Below are 18,063 nucleotides of genomic sequence, written 5' to 3'. Positions count from 1 at the left end.
CTTATTCGGCGGCGGCAGCAGCGTTGCTGGAGCCGTCCATGAAGTCAGGGAACCACGATTCATGGGCAGAGCGCAATTGCTGAATTGCGACAGCGCGCGCTGCACCAAGCTTGACCGAATCGCCACCCGTCTTGCCGATTTCCGGCAGGGAAACGCCCGCCTTGTCCGCACGGGCGCGAACGGCAGCGACGTTGGCGTCGGCGACCGTCAGCACGTAGCGGCCCTGGTCCTCGCCGTAGAAAACAGCAACCGGATCATGGCCTTCGACAGCATCGACCGTCGCGCCGATATCCGACGACATCGCCATTTCCGCAACGGCAAGAGCGAGGCCACCCGACGAGCAATCGTGAACTGCGGTCGCCAGACCGTCGACGATCAGACTGCGGACGAAGTCACCGACCTTGCGCTCATGCGCCAGATCCACATAGGGTGCCGGACCATCGGTGCGGCCATGAACATCGCGCATATAGACGGACTGGGCGATATGCGAACCAAGCCCCTCAGGCGCACCGGCAAGCAGGATCGTTTCGCCGGCGGCGGCAAAACGGATGCGCGCCATCGTCGACCAGTCCTTGATCAGGCCGACGCCGCCAATGGTCGGGGTCGGCAGGATCCCCTGGCCGTTGGTCTCGTTGTAGAGCGACACGTTGCCGGAAACGATCGGGAAATCGAGCGCCGTGCAGGCTTCGCCGATGCCCTTGATGGCATGAACCAGCTGGCTCATGATTTCAGGGCGTTCCGGGTTGCCGAAGTTGAGGTTGTCGGTGGCAGCCAGCGGCAGCGCGCCGGTTGCCGTCAGGTTGCGCCAGCATTCGGCGACCGCCTGCTTTCCGCCTTCGAACGGATCCGCCTCGACATAACGGGGCGTCACGTCGGAGGAAAAGGCCAAGGCCTTCGTCTGGTGGCCCTCGACGCGCACGACGCCGGCGTCACCGCCCGGCAGCTGCAGCGAGTTGCCCTGGATCAGCGTGTCATACTGTTCGTAGACCCAGCGGCGCGATGAATTGTTGGCGGAGCCGACCAGCTGCAGAAGCGCGTCAGCAACATCCGCCTGCGGGATGTCGTTGGTCGCAAGTGCTGTCGGGACCTTCGCCGGCGTCCAGGGACGGTCATACTCGGGCGCTTCGTCGCCCAGTTCCTTGATCGGCAGGTTCGCGACTTCCTCGCCCTGGTGCAGAATGCGGAAGCGCAGGTCGTCGGTGGTCTTGCCGACGATGGCGAAGTCGAGGCCCCACTTGACGAAGATCGCCTTGGCGACTTCTTCCTTTGCCGGTTCCAGCACCATGAGCATACGCTCCTGGCTCTCGGACAGCATCATTTCGTAGGCGGTCATGCGCTCTTCGCGCACTGGCACGGTATCAAGGTTGAGCTCGATGCCGAGGTCGCCCTTGGCGCCCATTTCGACGGCCGAGCAGGTGAGACCGGCAGCGCCCATGTCCTGGATGGCGATGACGGCGCCGGTCTGCATCAGCTCGAGGCAAGCCTCCAGCAGGCACTTTTCGGTGAAGGGGTCGCCGACCTGCACGGTCGGGCGCTTTTCCTCGATCGATTCGTCGAACTCGGCCGATGCCATGGTTGCGCCGCCGACGCCGTCACGGCCGGTCTTGGCGCCGAGATAGACGACGGGCAGACCCACGCCTTCAGCTTTGGAGTAGAAGATCGCATCGCTCTTGGCGAGGCCAGCGGCAAAGGCGTTGACCAGAATGTTGCCGTTGTAGCGGGCATCGAACTCGACTTCGCCGCCGACGGTCGGCACGCCGAAGGAATTGCCATAGCCGCCGACGCCGGCAACGACGCCCGAGACGAGGTGGCGGGTCTTCGGGTGATCCGGCGCGCCGAAGCGCAGCGCATTCATAGCGGCAACCGGACGGGCACCCATGGTGAAGACGTCGCGCAGGATGCCGCCGACGCCGGTCGCAGCCCCCTGGTAGGGCTCGATGTAGGACGGGTGGTTGTGGCTCTCCATCTTGAAGACGACACAGTCACCGTCATCGATGTCGACGACACCGGCGTTTTCGCCCGGCCCCTGGATGACGCGCGGCCCCTTTGTCGGCAGCGTGCGAAGCCACTTCTTCGAAGACTTGTAGGAGCAGTGCTCGTTCCACATCGCTGAGAAGATGCCGAGCTCGGTGAAGGTCGGCTCGCGACCGATCAGGCCGAGAATGCGCTCGTATTCATCGGGCTTGAGCCCGTGCGAGGCGATGAGTTCCGGGGTGATGGGGCGGGTGTTGGAAATCGTCATCGTCGACCGTCAAATCCTTCGGGCGGCGCGCAATCCTTCCACGGGATATGGCGCGTGCGAACCGCAACAGACACAGGGGGCGCTTTGCGGCTTCTTTAGCGTATGCTGCGGCGCGGCGCGACAGAAAAATACGGGCGATCAACAGCGGTTGCAGCGCTTTTTCGAGGCACTCGGGCGTCTCGCCGCTGCCAACCCGTCAGAACGCGTAGCCGAGGGCGAGACCGGCGCGGGTCAGGCCGTCGTTGGGACCGTCGCAAAGTTCGGCGTGGGAGGCATGCTCCACCGTCGCCGACAGGCTCCAATGCTCATCGAATTGGACGACGGCCGCACGTCTGTGCTTCGGGTTATCACTCGAAACTATCGTAGCCCGCCCGTCCGCTGTCGAGCAGGCGCCTCAATGTCTGGAAGCCGCGGCGCACTTCGGCGCGATCGGCCGGTGAGGAGAAGCCGATACGGATGCGGTGAAAGACGCGATCGGCGCGGCCGGCCTTGAACTCGTCCTCGTCGTCAACGAGCACGCCCTCCTGCAGAGCCGCCTGTTTGAACGTGCCGGAAAGCCACGGCTCCGGCAGCTTCATCCAGAGGAAGGGCACGCACGGGTGGGAGCTGAAGTCGATGCCCTCGAACACTTCACGGGCGATCGCCTCCCGCGCCCTTATTTCCTCGATGCCTTTGGCACGCAGGATGCTGGCCGACCCCGATAGAACCAGCCGCGAACACAACTCTGCCAGGATGAACGGCAGGCCGCCGCTGACCATCTTGTGGGCGATGCGGATGCGCTGGCTGAAATGCGGCGGGCAGGCGACCCAGCCGCCGCGAACGCCAGCGGCGACGGACTTGGAGAGACCACCGACCAGAAAGGTACGCTCGGGCGCAAGCTCAGCCAAAGGCGGCAAGGGATCGCCGGTCATGGCACCGTAAAGATCGTCTTCGACCAGCCATACGCCATATTTGCGGGCGATGTCGGCAATCGCCTGGCGCCGTGAAAGCGGCATGACGGCGACGGTCGGGTTCTGGGCGCTCGGCATCAGGAAGGCGAGCTTCGGATGCTGCTGCGCGCAGACCCGCTCGAAATCCTCCGGGATCAGGCCGAACTCATCCGATTCCATCAGCGTCGTGCGCCGCCCAATGAGGCCGGCGCTGCGGCTGACCTGGGAATAGGTCAAGGTCTCGAAGGCAATGCGGTCACCGGGCGAGGTGACTGCCGCAATCACGGCAATGACGGCTGCGTGCGCGCCCAAGGTGGGAACAATCGTTTCAGGCGAGGGACGAAAGCTGCCGCGCGCCAGCCACTGGCAACCGGCCTCAAACCAATGGTCCGGAAAATTGCGGGCGTAACTGGCAATATCGGCGTGGTGATCGCGGCTGATTTCGCTCAGGAGATCGCTCAACACGAAGCCCTGGCCGATATCCGGCGCCGCGGTGCTGTCGAAGCGCAACTTGCCGGCAGGTGCAATCAGCGGCCGGGTGCCAGCCAAGGACGTGGTCAGCGGGTCCGCCTGCTCAGGCGGGCGGCTTTCCTGGTGGTCGAGCACGTAAGTTCCACGTCCGACCTCGCCGCTGACGAGTCCCCGTTCGCGCACCATATTGTAAGCGCGCCCGATGGTGCCAATGGTGACACCAATGTCATAGGCAAGGTTGCGCTGCGGCGGCAATTTCGCGCCGACGGGCAGGGCGCCTTCGCCGATTGCCTGTTCGATCTGGTCCGCGATCCGCGCATAAAGCGGACCATGACCCTGCTGAATGTCCGGGAGCCAATTTGTCATAGTGACAATTATCTAGATTACACTACGAATTATGTCAATTATCACCAACGCAATGATGTCAATCGATGCATTGGAACAAACAATGAGTACAATCGATACAATTTGCTCAACTGCCGTCGAAAAACCCGCTCGCGCGCGACGCAAGACCGGATTCGACGTCGATTTTTCGGGACGCGCGAAGAACACGCTTCACCAGCTCTGGCGGCTTTACTGCTTTTTGGCAGCCAAACGGCGCAGCCGCCTTGCGCTCGAAGAGATGAGTGACTGGCAACTGAGCGATATCGGCGTCAGCGAAAGGGATGCACGGCGGGAATCGTCAGTGCCGTTCTGGCGATAGGGCTTTTCCGAGAGGATTCGCGGCAGCGTCTCGCCACTCGACGGACGCAAACAAATGGGCGCTGCAGGTGTCAAACCTGCAGCGCCCGTTTTTTTACGGTACTCTGATTATTTGCAGCCCTGGCCGCCAGCCGCCCAACGGCGGATATCTGCACTCATGCGCGTGCCGACGGGTTCGCTCATAAGCGGTCCGAACGCCTGCAGTCGCGCCGGCTGGCCTTCCGCCTGGACCACGGCCAGCGGCCGGGCTTCGGGCGACTTGCGCGGCACGATCAGGATGCGGGGACGACCCGAGAAGGAGTTGAGCTCAGGCGCGAGCCGGTAACTCTTGAATGCCGGGTCGCCCGATTTGAACCAGCAGCTGTTCGCACCAAGCGCAACGCGCTCCATCGTCGGCAGTGCCGCCGTGTTTGCCGTCGGCGCCGGTGGGCGCGGCGATTGGCATGACGCCAGAAGCGCCACGGCGAATGCCGCGCAAGCAGGGCCGATCAGGCGTCCAGTAAAGAATGAAGGCATCGACGGTCTCGCTTGCGTTAAGGGGATGGTCGGATGCCTTCTATCAGCGGGACAGTTAAGCGGCGATTACTTCGAGAGCCGAAGCGAAGATGCCACGACCGTCGGATCCGCCATGGGCGGCCTCGATCAGGTTCTCCGGGTGCGGCATCATGCCAAGCACGTTGCCGGCCTTGTTCATCACGCCGGCAATGTCACTCATCGAGCCGTTCGGGTTGGTGCCTTCGGCATAGCGGAAGACGATCTGGCCGTTGCCTTCGATCGACTTCAGCGTTTCCGCATCGGCGAAGTAGTTGCCGTCATGGTGAGCGACCGGGCTGCGGATGATCTGACCCTTGGCGTAGGCGCGGGTGAAATCCGTATCGGCGTTGACGACCTCGAGCTTGACCTCGCGGCAGACGAATTTGAGCGAGGCATTGCGCATCAACGCGCCGGGCAGGAGACCGGCCTCGACCAGGATCTGGAAGCCGTTGCAGACGCCGAGGACCTTGACGCCCTGTTCGGCCTTGGCCTTGATCGCCTGCATCACCGGCATGCGCGCAGCAATGGCGCCGCAGCGCAGATAATCACCGTACGAAAACCCGCCGGGGATGACGATCAGGTCGACATCAGGCAGCTCCGTTTCCGTCTGCCAGACGGTCACGGGCGCCTTGCCGGAAATCTTGGTGAGGGCGGCGATCATGTCGCGATCGCGATTAAGGCCTGGAAGCTGGACGACGGCTGACTTCATGGTGCGGTTCAAACCCTGCCTGCGCCTCTTGAAGCTCATGCAATTCGAGGCGGTTTCCGATGCGGCCAAAGCGCTATTCTACGCGATCGGGCCGATATTCGATGCAATACGCATCCTGCTACTTCGAAACTACCGAGCCGCGGAGCAAACATCCATCTGCAACGCTTGGTCCGATCTGCTTGAGCGGCCCACGATGGCCCGCTCAAAACTCAGAGATCAGCCAAGCCGCACATTGGGCGATCCGCAGCACTCCCCGCCGTTAGGCGAAAGAGATGCTGTAGTTTTCGATCACCGTGTTGGCGAGCAGCTTTTCGCACATCGCCTTGAGGTCGGCTTCGGCCTTGGCCTGGTCGCCGGTTTCGATCTGCAGATCGAATACCTTGCCCTGGCGGACCTGGCCTATGCCGTCGAAACCGAGTGCGCCGAGTGCGCCTTCGATTGCCTTGCCCTGCGGATCGAGAACGCCGTTCTTCAGCGTCACGGTTACACGTGCCTTGATCACTTTACACTTTCCCCGAACTAACTTTGACCAGAACTTACTTGACCAGAACCGGACCGGTGCCACGCACGGGCTCGTTCTCGTTCATGATGCCGAGACGGCGGGCCACTTCCTGGTAGGCTTCGACCAGACCACCGAGATCGCGGCGGAAGCGGTCCTTGTCGAGCTTTTCCTTGGTTTCGATGTCCCACAGACGGCAGCTGTCCGGCGAAATCTCGTCGGCCAGGATGATGCGCATCATGTCACCTTCGAACAGGCGGCCACATTCGATCTTGAAATCGACGAGCTGGATGCCGACGCCGAGGAACAGGCCGGTCAGGAAATCGTTGATGCGGATGGCAAGCGCCATGACGTCATCCAACTCCTGGGGGCTTGCCCAGCCGAACGCGGTGATGTGCTCTTCCGAGACCATCGGGTCGTCGAGCGCATCGGCCTTGTAATAGAACTCGATGATCGAGCGGGGAAGGACGGTGCCTTCCTCGATTCCGAGACGCTTCGCCAGCGATCCGGCGGCAACATTGCGCACGACGATCTCAAGCGGGATGATCTCGACTTCCTTGATCAACTGCTCGCGCATGTTGAGACGGCGGATGAAGTGCGTCGGAATGCCGATGCGGTTCAGATGCGTGAAGATATACTCGGAAATCCGGTTGTTCAGCACACCCTTGCCGTCGATGACGTCATGCTTTTTCTTGTTGAAGGCGGTCGCGTCGTCCTTGAAAAACTGGATCAGCGTGCCCGGCTCGGGACCCTCATAAAGGATCTTTGCCTTGCCCTCGTAGATACGGCGGCGACGATTCATGGATGTTGTCTCTGTGGTTGTTGGCGCTCTTGGGTCGCGCTAGTGGAGTCTTGTCCGGGGGTCCATAGCTGAAATGAACAGATTTAACAATCGGTGCATCTTCCGATCCCCTGATTTACCCAAAGCGTGTCACCACCTACCGGATTCACTCCTTGCGCCCTAGATCCCTGGTTTGTGGCAAGCGGTGATCGCAAATGCGCTTCGCACTTTTCCGCAGCATGCTTTGCAATCTTTCGCATGCCGTTGTCGGAAAACCGCTGCACACTTTTCAGCAGCATGCTTACGGTACCACGAAAGTCGCGAAAGAAGAAAACTTCGCATTGCACTTTGACCACTGTTTTGGTTTATGGCCATAACTCTTCACGGCATGGAATTCTCACGGGAGATCAATTGATGACTGGTATGCAGGATCGCGAAAAGGCCTTCGAAGCGAAGTTTGCGCTGGACGAAGAACTGAGATTCAAGTCGGAAGCACGCCGCAACAAGCTGCTAGGCCTTTGGGCTGCCGGTTTGCTCGGCAAGTCCGATGCGGAAGCCTATGCCAAGGAAGTCGTTGCGGCCGATTTCGAGGAAGCCGGCCACGAGGACGTCGTACGCAAGATCAAGGCGGACTTCGATGCAGCCGGCGTTGCGCAGACCGAGGAGCAGATCCGCGTGCGCATGCTCGAGCTTCTGGGCGAGGCGATCGAGCAGATCCAGAACAAGTAGTTTCTGGCAGACAGAAGACCCAGACATCGCCGCTCGGCCGAAAGGCCGGGCGGCGTTTTATTTTGCGGCCCTTATGCGCGGCCGCTTCTGCGCCGTCGCATCGCCTTGCGGCGAGGGTTTCCAGCCGCGTTTGATACGGTCCTCGAAATCCTGACGGCTCATCGGCCTTGCCAGCGCGTAGCCCTGCAGAATGTCGCAGCCAAGATCCTTCAGGATCGCCGCATGCTCCCAGGTCTCGACGCCCTCCGCCACCACCTTGATGTTGAGCGAGTGGCCGATGTCGATGATGGCGCGGACGAGTTTGGCCTGCTTGGCGCTTTCGGTGATCGGTCCCACCAGCGCCCGGTCGATCTTCAGGCGGGCCGGGTTGAGGTTGAGCAGGCCGATGATCGAGGCGTGGCCTGTGCCGAAGTCGTCGATCTCGATCTCGATGCCGAGTGCGTTGAGCGCAGCGATCGTCTCGGCAATCTCGTCTTCGAGATCATCGAGGAAGATGGATTCCAAAAGCTCGAACGACATGACATCGGGTGGAATGCGCATGGCGCGAAGGTCGGAGATCAGGCTCTGGTCGCGCAGCCGCCGCGAGGAGACGTTGACCGAAATCTTCGGCACCACCAGACCGGCACGGCGCCAGGCTTCAAAATCGGCATAGGCCATCTCGACGATGTTCTTGTCGATCGCGGGCAGGGCGTTGATCTCTTCGGCCACCTTCAAGAAATGGATCGGGGCGAGGATGCCGCGTTCAGGATGGTCCCATCGCACCAGGGTCTCGACGCCGGTGAGTTCCAGTGAGCGGGCGTCGAATTGCGGCTGGTAGTAGGGCACGAACTGCCCTTCCTCGATCGCCTGGCGAATATCGTCGCCGGTTCGCTTGGCGCTGAGGATCTGGTTCTGGATCTGCTCTGAAAACGCCTCGAAGCGATCACGGCCAAGGCTCTTGGCTCGATAGAGCGCGATATCGGCATTCATCAGCAATTGTTTGGGATCCGTGTCGCTCTCGCCCCTCCAGGCAATGCCGATGCTGGCGCCAAGCCGGCAAAGCTGGCCGTCGTAAGGGATGGGGCGCCGGAAGGCGTGTACGATGCGGGCAGCGAGATCGCCGAGCTCGTCGAGGCTGCGGCCGCGCCGGCAAAGAATGACGAATTCGTCGCCGCCGATGCGGGCGATGAAATCGTCCTGGTCGGCATGAGACCGCAAGATCGCGGCCGCATGGGTCAACATCGCATCGCCGGCCTGATGCCCCAGCGTGTCGTTGATCTGCTTGAAACGATCGAGGTCGAGATGGAGGATGGCGTTGAGCGTCGGGTCGTCAGCCAGAATCTGGTCCAGATAACGCCGGTTCGGCAAATCCGTCAGATAGTCGTGCAGTGCATTGTATTCGATGCGGATGCGCGCTTCCTCGAGCTCGCGGTTGCGGGCCTCGGTTGCGGCCTTGGCCTTGCGCAGTTCCTCCTGCAGCGCGATGTCTTCGGTCACGTCCCAATTGGCCCCGATCAGCTTGCGGGTGCCGTCGCGGTCGACGTAAAATGCGGTGTTGGCACGAATGTGCCGGATTTCACCATCCGCCAGGATAATGCGGAAGGCATTGGTGAAGGGCGCCCCCGCCGCAACGCCTTGGTTGACGCGCGCAATCGCCATCTCGCGGTCATCGGGATGCAGCATATCCTCCCAGCTGCCGCCGCTCGGTGCGCCGTCATCAGGATTGAGACCGTAGATGGCCAGGATACGTTCATCCCAGATGGTCTCCTGGGTTTCGAGATTGTGGTCGAAAACACCGATCTTCGAAACGTCGAGCGCAAGCCTCAGGCGCCGCGAGATTTCCTCAAGGCGCGCTTCGGCCTCCTTTCGTGGGGTGATATCCGTGTCGGTGCCGATGATGCGGCTGGGCTTGCCGTCCGGCCCGTATGCGACGGACGCACCTCGGCTTTCGATCCACACCCAGTGACCGTCCGCATGGCGTTCGCGGTACTGGAATGTGTTGTAGGTGACCTGCCCAGTGTCCTGACGTTCGATCGAGGCCAGGACGTGGGCTCGATCGTCCGGATGCACGTTCTCAATCCAGGTATCGAGCGAGCCGTCGACGACGGCATCTTCCGCCATGCCGCGAAGACGCTTCCATGTCGCGGAATAGAAGAGGTTTCCGGTCGAAAAATCGTGGTCCCAGACGCCTTCGAGCGCACTATCCAGAGCATATTTCCATCGCGTCTCGTCGTTGCGAAGCCCGGCAATCTCGCAGATCAGGTGGTCGACCGGGAGCATCAGCAGCAAACTGTTGTTTGCGATTGCCGAAGAGGTGCATACCACCGAAACGGTGTCGTCTGCGCCATGCAAGCGGATTGTCTGGGCGGACGCGGACGTTTGTGACATCGCCGCTGAGGCCAGCAGGTGATGGTCGTCGGCATGAACGATTTCATGGATAGACCGGTCGAGCAACTCAGACGGCGGCAGGCGAAGAAGGTCACAGAGATAAGGGTTCGCCGAAACGATTTTCCCTTCCTCGTCGACAACGAGGGCTGCCATCGGCAGCTGGTCCAGCGCCGACTGTGTCAGAATTTTCGGCTTCGCCAGCACGCGGCGTTCACCCTTGATGGGATCTTTCGGTCCTGTCACGTATCCCACGATCCAGCATTGTTGCCGGCAGATCATGATCGCGGACCATGAACTTCGGATTAATGCCGAGTCGTCTTATTCGCAGTAGGGGTCAGGGCTGAAGACGGCTGAGGAACTGTGCAAAGACCATCGTGCCTTCCGGCCAGGGGCCGTGCCCGGACTCGGTATTGAGATGGCCGGATTCCCCGGCGTCCACCAGCAACGAACCCCAGGATCGCGCAATCTCGTCCGCATGTTCATAGGAACCGAACGGGTCGTTGCGGCTTGCGACCATCAGCGACGGGAACGGCAACGGGTCGCGCGGATAGGGGCCGAACGTCATCAGGTGCTTCGGTCGGATCGCCGCGTTGGCAACATCCGGCGGGGCGACCAGGAAAGCGCCGGCGACTTTCTTCTCAAAATGGGGCAGGGCATGGACTGCGGTCGCGACGCCGAGCGAATGGGCCACGATGATCACCGGCTTTTCGGCGGCGTTGACCTCTTCCACCATGCGCGCCACCCAATCCTCGCGAACTGGCTTGGCCCACTCGGCCTGCTCGACGCGGCGTGCGGTGGACATTTTTCGCTCCCAGCGGGACTGCCAATGGTCAGGGCCGGAATTGGTGTAACCGGGAACGATCAGGATATGGGCGTCGGAAAGTTTCATAATGGCCGCGATGTGGCGTCGAAAATCGTCGAAGTCAAGGCGTAGGCGACAGAGGCCGCATTTTATGTATAATCGACAATGCAGGTCGCGGTCGATGCGGCTCGAGTTTTGCCGTTGTCGCTGGTCCGTGGCCGCCCTGTGGTGGTTGAGGAGTGTGAGCCATGACAACATTCCATGTTCTGTCGGGAGCGGACGCTAACGTCGCCCATCCCGGAATAAGAAAGATCGGCCTGGCGGACGTGATGGACGCGTTGCGCCTCGGGTTCAACGACTTTCGCGAAAAGCCGTCTCACTATGTTTTTCTCTGCTTGATCTACCCCATCGCCGGCGCCGTGCTCATGACATGGAGCGCGGGCGCCAACATGCTGCCGCTGCTCTATCCGCTTGCATCCGGCTTTGCCCTTATCGGGCCGGTCGCCGCGATCGGGCTCTATGAAATCAGCAGACGGCGTGAACTCGGCATGGACACATCCTGGCCTCATGCGCTCCGTCTGCATCGTTCTCCGGCGCTGCCATCCATCATCGCCGTCGCGGCGATGCTTTTTGTCATCTTCATCGCCTGGCTACTGGTCGCACAGGCGCTCTACGTCCGGATCTTCGGCGCCGAACCGCCGGCGTCGCTCGCCGCCTTCTGGAACGGCATCGTCAGCACGGAGCAGGGCTGGAATCTGATCCTGGTCGGCAACGCCGTCGGCTTCGTCTTTGCCGTCATCGTGCTGTCGATCAGCGTGGTGTCGTTCCCGATGCTGATCGATCGTGACGTCGGCGCGGTGGCTGCCGTCGAGACCTCGATCCGCGCAACCCTCGTCAACCCCATACCGGTTGCCTTCTGGGGCCTGATCGTCGCGGCCGGCCTCCTGATCGGGTCGATCCCGGTCTTTGTCGGCCTCGCCGTGATCATGCCGATCCTCGGCCACGCGACATGGCACATGTATCGCAAGATGGTTGAGCCTCAGGTTCGCAACCGGCCACGATAACGACAAAAGGCCAGCCCACGGAAGGCTGGCCCTTTCTCGCGCAATGATCGCTCGATCCTACTTGAAATGTTTGTAGTAGGAGGAAATCTGGGCGGCTGTGTTCGACGAGAGATTGAGCTTGATGCCGATCTTGTCACCGCGATACCAGCGCACCATTCCGGTCAGGAATCCGAGCTCTTCGCTGCGGATCGTCACTTCTTGCCCAGTTCGTGCATTGATGTCGAAATAGAGCTGAAAGCAGATGCCTTCGGCGGAAAGATCCGTGACGATACCGTTGCTTGCGCCGGTCTTGACGGTGACCGTCCCGGTAATCTTCGTCTGCGTGCGCGCTGCCGTGCGCTGAACACTGTCCTTGTAGGCCATGTGAACCCTCGATCTGGATTGATCAGCCTCGATCATCTCACGCAAAGATTGAATTCCTCGCTAACAAAAAAGCCCGCATTCGAGCGAATTGCATCAAATGCGGGCACATTAGCGAACCACAACAGAAACGTGCTGGTTCTCACACGAACCGGGCGGTTTGCGCGCCCGGCTCTTATGTCTTGCGTCTGTGGTCGCAAAAGCCGCAGCGCAGCTTTGCGCGGCGTGCGTCAGCCAAACACCCGGCCGAAGATCGTGTCGACGTGCTTGGTGTGGTAACCGAGGTCGAACTTTTCGCGGATGTCGGCTTCCGACAGGGCCGCGCGGACCTCGGCGTCGGCAAGCAGCTCCTCAAGGAAGTCCTTGCCCTGTTCCCAGACCTTCATCGCATTGCGCTGAACGAGACGATAGGCATCCTCGCGCGACACGCCGGCCTGCGTCAGGGCGAGCAGGACACGCTGCGAGTGAACGAGGCCGCGGAACTTGTTCATGTTCTTGGTCATGTTGTCCGGGTAGACGAGCAGCTTGTCGATGACGTTGGTCAGGCGCGCCAGCGCGAAGTCGAGCGTCACCGTCGCATCGGGGCCGATCATGCGCTCGACCGAGGAATGTGAGATATCGCGTTCGTGCCAGAGGGCCACGTTTTCCATTGCCGGAATGGCGAATGCGCGGACCATGCGGGCAAGACCCGTCAGGTTTTCCGTCAGGACCGGATTGCGCTTGTGCGGCATCGCCGAAGAGCCCTTCTGTCCCGGCGAGAAATACTCTTCCGCTTCGAGGACTTCGGTGCGCTGCAGGTGGCGGATTTCGGTTGCCAGGCGCTCGATCGAGGAAGCGACGACGCCGAGGGTGGCGAAATACATCGCGTGGCGGTCGCGCGGGATGACCTGGGTGGACACCGGTTCCGGCTTCAGGCCAAGCGCCTTGGCGACGTGTTCCTCGACGCGCGGGTCGATATTGGCGAAGGTGCCGACAGCGCCGGAAATGGCGCAGGTCGCGATTTCTTCACGGGCCGCGATCAGGCGCTGCTTGCAGCGGTCGAACTCGGCATAGGCGAGCGCCAGCTTGACGCCGAAGGTCGTCGGCTCGGCATGGATGCCGTGCGAGCGGCCGATCGTGACCGTGTCCTTGTGTTCGAAGGCGCGGCGCTTCAGCGCTTCCAGCAGCTTGTCCATATCGGCCAGCAGCAGGTCGGTCGCGCGCACAAGCTGGACGTTGAAGCAGGTGTCGAGCACGTCGGAGGACGTCATGCCCTGATGGATGAAGCGGCTGTCCGGACCGACGAACTCTGCCAGATGCGTCAGGAACGCGATCACGTCGTGCTTGGTGACGGCTTCGATTTCATCGATGCGATCGACGTCGAACGTGGCGGCGCCACCTTTTTCCCAGATCGTCTTTGCGGCATCTTTCGGGATCACGCCGATTTCGGCCAGCGCATCGCAGGCATGGGCCTCGATCTCGAACCAGATGCGGAACTTGGTTTCCGGCGACCAGATGGCCACCATTTCCGGTCGGGAATAACGGGGGATCATGGGCTCTCAGCTTTCGTCATCAGTGGAGGATGGCTGTGCCTCTAGCAAAGATGCCCGGCAAGCTCAACGTTGTTGACGCGGTTGCGCGCTTGCAAGCCACAGGCTGACAGCAAGAAGTGCGGCGCCGCCGACGGGAAGATAGAGCCGAACGCCCAGCACCAGGAACTGGTAGAAAGCGACAAGCGACGTGAACGCGAACTGGTAGAGCCAGGTCCGAGTACCTGTATCGGCATGCCAGCGCGCGTAGAAGACGCGATAGTCGAGCGCAAACAGCATCGCTGTCACTGCGATCGTGCCGAGTGACAGGCACAGCAGATAAGCGGCGAACCGGGTCTCGGCGGGACGGCCAAGCGTTGCGAAACGCGCGAGAAAAACGGCAAGCGGCCAGGCCAGCATACCCCCCAGGCCATACATGACCAGCAATTCCGTCAGATGAAAGGTCAGGCCGCCCTCGCGCAGCCAGAGCGCAGCCCAGGCGGAAGCGACCATCAGCAAGCCCCACGCTGGGGTGCCGAAAACAAGTTCTGATGCGGACGGGAATGCCCGCACGAACCGCGAGCGTTTCGGGGCCGGTGCAGCATATGCTGGTTTCACGTCAGCCCCGGCGCCCGTGTCATTCATTTTGCTATCCGTGTCGGAACCGCAATCCATCGTCCATCGGTCGTACCCTCAAACCCGAGTGACTTGACCAGCATCATCACAACATGGGTCTGCGTGCCGTCGTCGTTCATATGGGTCATCGCACCACCGATGCGGTAACCCGTCGGGCAACGGCGGCTTTCCGGTACGCGCGTATCGTCCTGAAGCACGTCGGCTGCCGGCTTTCCAGCCTTCATCGTCATGGACAGGCGGAAACCTTTGACCTCTTTCAGAAAATCCTTGCACAGCCCGCCCGGTTCGAAGCTCTTTTCCTCGAGTTTCAGGCTGTAGGTCTCGCGGAAAGCGTCGTCAGCTGGAAAGGCATCGTAAGTCAGCGCCAGCGGCGTTGCGTTGGCTTCCGTAATCGGATTGTAGGCCGCAAGCAGGCCCGGCGCATCGGCCAGCCTGTAGGCATCGATCAAGGGGGCTGCGCGGCGATGCGCCTCGTGTCTCGTCCGGTGCAGCGGAGCGCCGTCCTCGCGACCGACGGCGCGCACGGGCGCGCCCGGCATGAACGTGTCATTGCGCGTATCGATGACATAGATGGTCGAATAGGGGAAACCAGAGCCGTCCTGAACGCCGTATTCCTCAAAAGCGAAGACATTGCCGTCGGACGAAAAACCGATTGGCTGGAAGGCTGCGTAGTCACCGGCCGACGCCTGCGACGCCACAAGCGCAACCGCCCCCAAAAGCAGCCCTGACGTCGCCAGGCGCGCCGTCATCGGCGGGCCTTTTCGGCGGGGGCGCGGATCGCCTGGATGGCCGAACGATAGGCCTCGACCGAACCGCCCTTGAAGATCGCAGAACCGGCGACGAGCACGTTTGCGCCAGCGCCGGCCGGGATTGCTGCCGTTTCCGGTGAAATGCCGCCGTCGACTTCGATCTCGATCGGCCGGTCACCGATCATCGCCTTGATCCGGCGGATCTTTTCCGCCGTCGCGTCGATGAACTTCTGGCCGCCGAAACCTGGGTTGACCGTCATCACCAGCACCAGGTCGACGGTGTCGAGCACATATTCGATGGCGCTTTCCGGCGTTGCGGGATTGAGCGAGACACCCGCCTTCTTGCCGAGCGAGCGAACGGTCTGCAGCGAGCGGTGCAGGTGCGGCCCGGCTTCGGCATGAACCGTCAGGATATCGCAACCGGCCTTGGCAAAGGCTTCGAGGAAACCATCGGCGGGCGAGATCATCAGGTGGCAATCGAAGGTCGCCTCGGTATAGCGTCGCAGCGACTTGATCACGTCGGGCCCAAAGGTGATGTTGGGCACGAAGTGGCCGTCCATGACATCGAGATGGATCCAGTCCGCGCCGGCATCCACGACATCGCGGACTTCCTGTCCGAGCTTGGAGAAATCGGCCGCCAGGATCGACGGTGCAATGCGGATGGGATGGGTCATGGGAAGCTCCGGCTGTTTCCCGCGCAATAGCACTCCGCAGCCGCGCAAACAACATGCGCGGTGGCAATCGCGCTTTATCTGCGGCTCGACCAGCTCGGCAATGGATCGTTTTCCGCAGGTGTCGCGTCATGAACGCCGCGGGCGATCGCACGCGCCATCGTCGCCGCGGCAGCCGCGCCGAGGTCGATGAAATCCTCGAGCTCCAATGTCCTGCCGCTTGCGCCGGTCGCCAGCGCGAAGACCAGGTCACCGTCGAGCGGCGTGTGCGCCGGCCACAATGCCCGGGAGAAACCGTCATGCGCCGCGATGGCGAGCCGCTTGGCCTCAGCCTTCGTCAAAACCGCGTCGGTGGCGATGACCGCGATCGTCGTGTTGGCGGCTGCCGACAGGTTGGGGCGCAGTTTCGTGCGGATATCGGATGCATCAGCCGGCAGGGGATGGGGTAGACCGAGCCCGCCGAACTCTTTGAGTTTCTCGAAGGGAGCAGCCCAGAAATGCCGGGTGCCGCCGACGGTCGCCGAGCCGAGTGCGTTGACGGCAACGAGCGCGCCGATGGTGATCCCGTTCGGCAGCACGATCGAGGCGGAGCCGAGACCACCTTTGAATGTCGCGGTCAGGGCGCCGGTGCCGGCGCCCGCCGAACCCGTCGTAAAGCCCGGGCCGGCCTTGCGCACGGCTTCATAGCCAAGGTCGCGATAGGGCGGAAACTTGCTCCAATCTTTCTCACCGCCGTTGATCAAGTCGAAGAGAATGGCCGACGGTACGATCGGCACGCGGTGCGGCCCGACGGCAAATCCGCGCCCCATCTCCCTGAGCGCCGCCTGCGCACCGGAGGCGGCATCCAGCCCAAAAGCCGAACCACCTGACAGAATGATCGCATCGACCGTCTGCACGGTGTTGTGCGGCTCGAGCAGATCCGTTTCGCGCGTGCCGGGCGCGCCGCCGAGCACCTGAACGGCAGCCGTTGCCGGCGGATCGCAAACGATGGCGGTTACGCCGGATTTCAAACGATGGTCTTCGGCGTTGCCGGCGGAAAGACCGGCGACATCGGTGATGAGGTTGCGCGGGCCCGGCAACATCATTGCGCTCCGGCAGGGTCCGCAACCGGCACCAAGCGACCGGCCTGCCACTGCATCAACCGATAGGGATTATCGGCGCGCTCATGCCCGGCATCGAAAGCTATCGGCCCCAGGACGGTCGGGTAGGGTCCATTGAGCAGGGCTTCCAACAACGGTTTTTCGTCCTTCTCAGCCTGGTCCTTGGCCTGTTCCAACACAGACATGGCGCCGAATGCCGGCAGCACGTAGCCTTCCGGCTCGATACCGGCTGCACGCATGGCGTCGGCGACCGGCTTGCCTTCGGCCGACTGTGCCGCATCGGGCAATGTAACAGCCAGAACGCCATCGGCCAGCGGCACGCTCACGTCGGCTGCGTTCAACGTATCGCCGCCGAGCAGGGTCAGGTTTGCGCCTTCCTCCGTCGCATCGCGCGCGATCACGGCGGTATCCTGCCGGTCGCCACCGGTGAAGACATGGGTGGCGCCGCTCTTGACGAGGCGGCGTACGAGACTGACCTGCTGCTCCTGTGCAGGGCGATAGGCATCCGTGAAGACCGGTGTCAGCCCTATTTCGCTAAGCGCTGTGCGCACGCTTTCGACCAGTTCGCGGCTATGGATGGTGCCGTCGTCGATCAAGGCGATCGGCTTGTCCTTCCAAAGCGCGGTAATGGCGGCAACGATGCTTGCGGATTCGGCCTTGCCGCTGGGCGCCAGGCGGAACAGCGGCCAATTCTTCTTGAGCACGTCCTCCATCAGGATGTCGGAGCGCACACTCAGCGTCATCGCTGGGATGTTGGCCTCTGCGAGTGCCGGCAGTGTCGCCTGGAGGCTCTCGGTGCAGAGGAAGCCGATGGCCGCCTCGACGCCTGCCGCCAGAAGAGCCTTGGTCAGCGCATCAGCGCCAGCCGCATCGCAAGTTTCCGGGATGACGACGATTTCGCTGCCGCGATCGCTCGCCTGGAAGGAGGCGCCATCGATGATCTGTTTGCCGAGCAAGGCGAACGGCCCTTCGACGGGTGCGACGACCGCAACCTTGACACCGGCAGCGGCGGCAGGTGCGGCTTGTGCCATTCCCGCTACGATGAGGCTCAAAACGATCGATCGAAGCATGCAATTCCCCGCTGCTGCATAATTCCAAGCCCGGAATGGTTTCAAGGAGCGGTTATGCAGCGAGTCTAAAAAGGCTACCGCTTTCCTCGGCGTGACCTTCATCACCCGCGGCGCTGTCGTTGCCGCATGTTTTAAGGATG

General features: G+C 61.9%; 18 protein-coding genes and 1 pseudogene. 3 read left to right on the top strand and 16 right to left on the bottom strand.

Going from position 1 to position 18,063, the window contains the following annotated elements; genetic code table 11:
* Window position 1: 1 nt before the first annotated feature.
* The 3 genes and pseudogenes from purL to HT585_RS07250 form a co-directional block, all read right to left on the bottom strand.
* Window positions 2-2,242 carry a phosphoribosylformylglycinamidine synthase subunit PurL gene (purL, locus tag HT585_RS07260; RefSeq protein ID WP_176352290.1) on the bottom strand — a complete coding sequence of 747 codons (2,241 nt, stop codon included), beginning with the start codon at window positions 2,240-2,242 and terminating at the stop codon, window positions 2-4.
* A 196-nt stretch (window positions 2,243-2,438) separates the two neighbouring features.
* Window positions 2,439-2,618 (bottom strand): annotated as a pseudogene (locus tag HT585_RS07255) (acyloxyacyl hydrolase); the annotation flags it as partial.
* Window positions 2,590-4,008 carry an aminotransferase-like domain-containing protein gene (locus tag HT585_RS07250; protein WP_176352289.1) on the bottom strand — a complete coding sequence of 473 codons (1,419 nt, stop codon included), beginning with the start codon at window positions 4,006-4,008 and terminating at the stop codon, window positions 2,590-2,592. The gene HT585_RS07250 and the pseudogene HT585_RS07255, both read right to left, overlap by 29 nt.
* Window positions 4,009-4,039: 31 nt before the next feature.
* On the opposite strand from HT585_RS07250, the gene HT585_RS07245 reads away from it, so the two are divergent.
* Complete coding sequence (locus HT585_RS07245) at window positions 4,040-4,345, top strand: DUF1127 domain-containing protein (protein WP_246707598.1); 306 nt, start codon at window positions 4,040-4,042, stop codon at window positions 4,343-4,345.
* Window positions 4,346-4,452: 107 nt separating this feature from the next.
* Here HT585_RS07245 and HT585_RS07240 read toward each other — a convergent pair whose 3' ends face one another.
* The 4 genes from HT585_RS07240 to purC form a co-directional block, all read right to left on the bottom strand.
* Window positions 4,453-4,860, bottom strand: coding sequence for a hypothetical protein (locus HT585_RS07240; protein ID WP_176352288.1), 408 nt, complete (start codon window positions 4,858-4,860; stop codon window positions 4,453-4,455).
* A 55-nt stretch (window positions 4,861-4,915) separates the two neighbouring features.
* The gene (gene purQ / locus HT585_RS07235; protein ID WP_176353223.1) at window positions 4,916-5,587 is read right to left on the bottom strand and encodes a phosphoribosylformylglycinamidine synthase subunit PurQ; all 672 of its coding nucleotides are present in this window, start codon (window positions 5,585-5,587) and stop codon (window positions 4,916-4,918) included.
* Between the two features lie 259 nt (window positions 5,588-5,846).
* A complete protein-coding gene (gene purS, locus HT585_RS07230) occupies window positions 5,847-6,089 on the bottom strand; it encodes a phosphoribosylformylglycinamidine synthase subunit PurS (RefSeq protein ID WP_112804939.1) in 243 nt (80 codons plus the stop codon).
* Window positions 6,090-6,123: 34 nt separating this feature from the next.
* The gene (purC, locus tag HT585_RS07225) at window positions 6,124-6,888 is read right to left on the bottom strand and encodes a phosphoribosylaminoimidazolesuccinocarboxamide synthase (RefSeq protein WP_025427151.1); all 765 of its coding nucleotides are present in this window, start codon (window positions 6,886-6,888) and stop codon (window positions 6,124-6,126) included.
* Window positions 6,889-7,278: 390 nt separating this feature from the next.
* Here purC and HT585_RS07220 point away from each other — a divergent pair, with 390 nt between their 5' ends.
* Window positions 7,279-7,596: a DUF1476 domain-containing protein gene (locus HT585_RS07220; protein WP_173420056.1), complete on the top strand. Its 318-nt coding sequence runs from the start codon at window positions 7,279-7,281 to the stop codon at window positions 7,594-7,596.
* 57 nt (window positions 7,597-7,653) lie between these two features.
* Here HT585_RS07220 and HT585_RS07215 read toward each other — a convergent pair whose 3' ends face one another.
* A complete protein-coding gene (locus HT585_RS07215; protein ID WP_176352287.1) occupies window positions 7,654-10,206 on the bottom strand; it encodes an EAL domain-containing protein in 2,553 nt (850 codons plus the stop codon).
* A 91-nt stretch (window positions 10,207-10,297) separates the two neighbouring features.
* Window positions 10,298-10,852, bottom strand: a complete 555-nt coding sequence (locus HT585_RS07210) for an RBBP9/YdeN family alpha/beta hydrolase (protein ID WP_176352286.1) — start codon at window positions 10,850-10,852, stop codon at window positions 10,298-10,300.
* Between the two features lie 161 nt (window positions 10,853-11,013).
* On the opposite strand from HT585_RS07210, the gene HT585_RS07205 reads away from it, so the two are divergent.
* A complete protein-coding gene (locus tag HT585_RS07205; RefSeq protein ID WP_176352285.1) occupies window positions 11,014-11,829 on the top strand; it encodes a DUF2189 domain-containing protein in 816 nt (271 codons plus the stop codon).
* Window positions 11,830-11,886: 57 nt separating this feature from the next.
* Here the strand turns inward: HT585_RS07205 and HT585_RS07200 are convergent, their stop codons facing one another.
* From HT585_RS07200 to HT585_RS07170, 7 genes are all read right to left on the bottom strand, one after another.
* Window positions 11,887-12,192: a PilZ domain-containing protein gene (locus HT585_RS07200; protein WP_176352284.1), complete on the bottom strand. Its 306-nt coding sequence runs from the start codon at window positions 12,190-12,192 to the stop codon at window positions 11,887-11,889.
* A gap of 227 nt (window positions 12,193-12,419) precedes the next feature.
* Window positions 12,420-13,721: an adenylosuccinate lyase gene (purB, locus tag HT585_RS07195; RefSeq protein ID WP_176352283.1), complete on the bottom strand. Its 1,302-nt coding sequence runs from the start codon at window positions 13,719-13,721 to the stop codon at window positions 12,420-12,422.
* 63 nt (window positions 13,722-13,784) lie between these two features.
* Complete coding sequence (locus HT585_RS07190; protein ID WP_246707597.1) at window positions 13,785-14,342, bottom strand: hypothetical protein; 558 nt, start codon at window positions 14,340-14,342, stop codon at window positions 13,785-13,787.
* Window positions 14,339-15,082 carry a DUF2259 domain-containing protein gene (locus HT585_RS07185; RefSeq protein WP_176352281.1) on the bottom strand — a complete coding sequence of 248 codons (744 nt, stop codon included), beginning with the start codon at window positions 15,080-15,082 and terminating at the stop codon, window positions 14,339-14,341. Before HT585_RS07185 ends, HT585_RS07190 begins: the two co-directional genes overlap by 4 nt.
* Window positions 15,079-15,756, bottom strand: a complete 678-nt coding sequence (gene rpe / locus HT585_RS07180; protein WP_176352280.1) for a ribulose-phosphate 3-epimerase — start codon at window positions 15,754-15,756, stop codon at window positions 15,079-15,081. Before rpe ends, HT585_RS07185 begins: the two co-directional genes overlap by 4 nt.
* A 74-nt stretch (window positions 15,757-15,830) precedes the next feature.
* Window positions 15,831-16,838 carry a P1 family peptidase gene (locus tag HT585_RS07175; RefSeq protein ID WP_176352279.1) on the bottom strand — a complete coding sequence of 336 codons (1,008 nt, stop codon included), beginning with the start codon at window positions 16,836-16,838 and terminating at the stop codon, window positions 15,831-15,833.
* Window positions 16,835-17,923 (bottom strand): branched-chain amino acid ABC transporter substrate-binding protein, encoded by a 1,089-nt coding sequence (locus tag HT585_RS07170; RefSeq protein WP_176352278.1) that lies wholly within the window; start codon window positions 17,921-17,923, stop codon window positions 16,835-16,837. Before HT585_RS07170 ends, HT585_RS07175 begins: the two co-directional genes overlap by 4 nt.
* Between the last annotated feature and the right edge of the window lie 140 nt (window positions 17,924-18,063).

It is taken from the genome of Ensifer oleiphilus (assembly GCF_013371465.1).
Classification (GTDB): domain Bacteria; phylum Pseudomonadota; class Alphaproteobacteria; order Rhizobiales; family Rhizobiaceae; genus Ensifer; species Ensifer oleiphilus.
Note: the sequence above shows the minus strand (reverse complement) of the source record. Positions and strands in the feature narration are given on the sequence as shown.

Coding starts and splice junctions, on each gene's coding strand:
- purB (WP_176352283.1), bottom strand. CDS start 13,721: ATGATCCCCCGTTATTCCCGACCGGAAATGGTGGCCATCTGGTCGCCG.
- HT585_RS07240 (WP_176352288.1), bottom strand. CDS start 4,860: ATGCCTTCATTCTTTACTGGACGCCTGATCGGCCCTGCTTGCGCGGCA.
- HT585_RS07185 (WP_176352281.1), bottom strand. CDS start 15,082: ATGACGGCGCGCCTGGCGACGTCAGGGCTGCTTTTGGGGGCGGTTGCG.
- purL (WP_176352290.1), bottom strand. CDS start 2,242: ATGACGATTTCCAACACCCGCCCCATCACCCCGGAACTCATCGCCTCG.
- HT585_RS07245 (WP_246707598.1), top strand. CDS start 4,040: ATGTCAATTATCACCAACGCAATGATGTCAATCGATGCATTGGAACAA.
- HT585_RS07175 (WP_176352279.1), bottom strand. CDS start 16,838: ATGATGTTGCCGGGCCCGCGCAACCTCATCACCGATGTCGCCGGTCTT.
- rpe (WP_176352280.1), bottom strand. CDS start 15,756: ATGACCCATCCCATCCGCATTGCACCGTCGATCCTGGCGGCCGATTTC.
- HT585_RS07210 (WP_176352286.1), bottom strand. CDS start 10,852: ATGAAACTTTCCGACGCCCATATCCTGATCGTTCCCGGTTACACCAAT.
- purC (WP_025427151.1), bottom strand. CDS start 6,888: ATGAATCGTCGCCGCCGTATCTACGAGGGCAAGGCAAAGATCCTTTAT.
- HT585_RS07200 (WP_176352284.1), bottom strand. CDS start 12,192: ATGGCCTACAAGGACAGTGTTCAGCGCACGGCAGCGCGCACGCAGACG.
- HT585_RS07190 (WP_246707597.1), bottom strand. CDS start 14,342: ATGAATGACACGGGCGCCGGGGCTGACGTGAAACCAGCATATGCTGCA.
- HT585_RS07205 (WP_176352285.1), top strand. CDS start 11,014: ATGACAACATTCCATGTTCTGTCGGGAGCGGACGCTAACGTCGCCCAT.
- purQ (WP_176353223.1), bottom strand. CDS start 5,587: ATGAAGTCAGCCGTCGTCCAGCTTCCAGGCCTTAATCGCGATCGCGAC.
- HT585_RS07250 (WP_176352289.1), bottom strand. CDS start 4,008: ATGACAAATTGGCTCCCGGACATTCAGCAGGGTCATGGTCCGCTTTAT.
- HT585_RS07170 (WP_176352278.1), bottom strand. CDS start 17,923: ATGCTTCGATCGATCGTTTTGAGCCTCATCGTAGCGGGAATGGCACAA.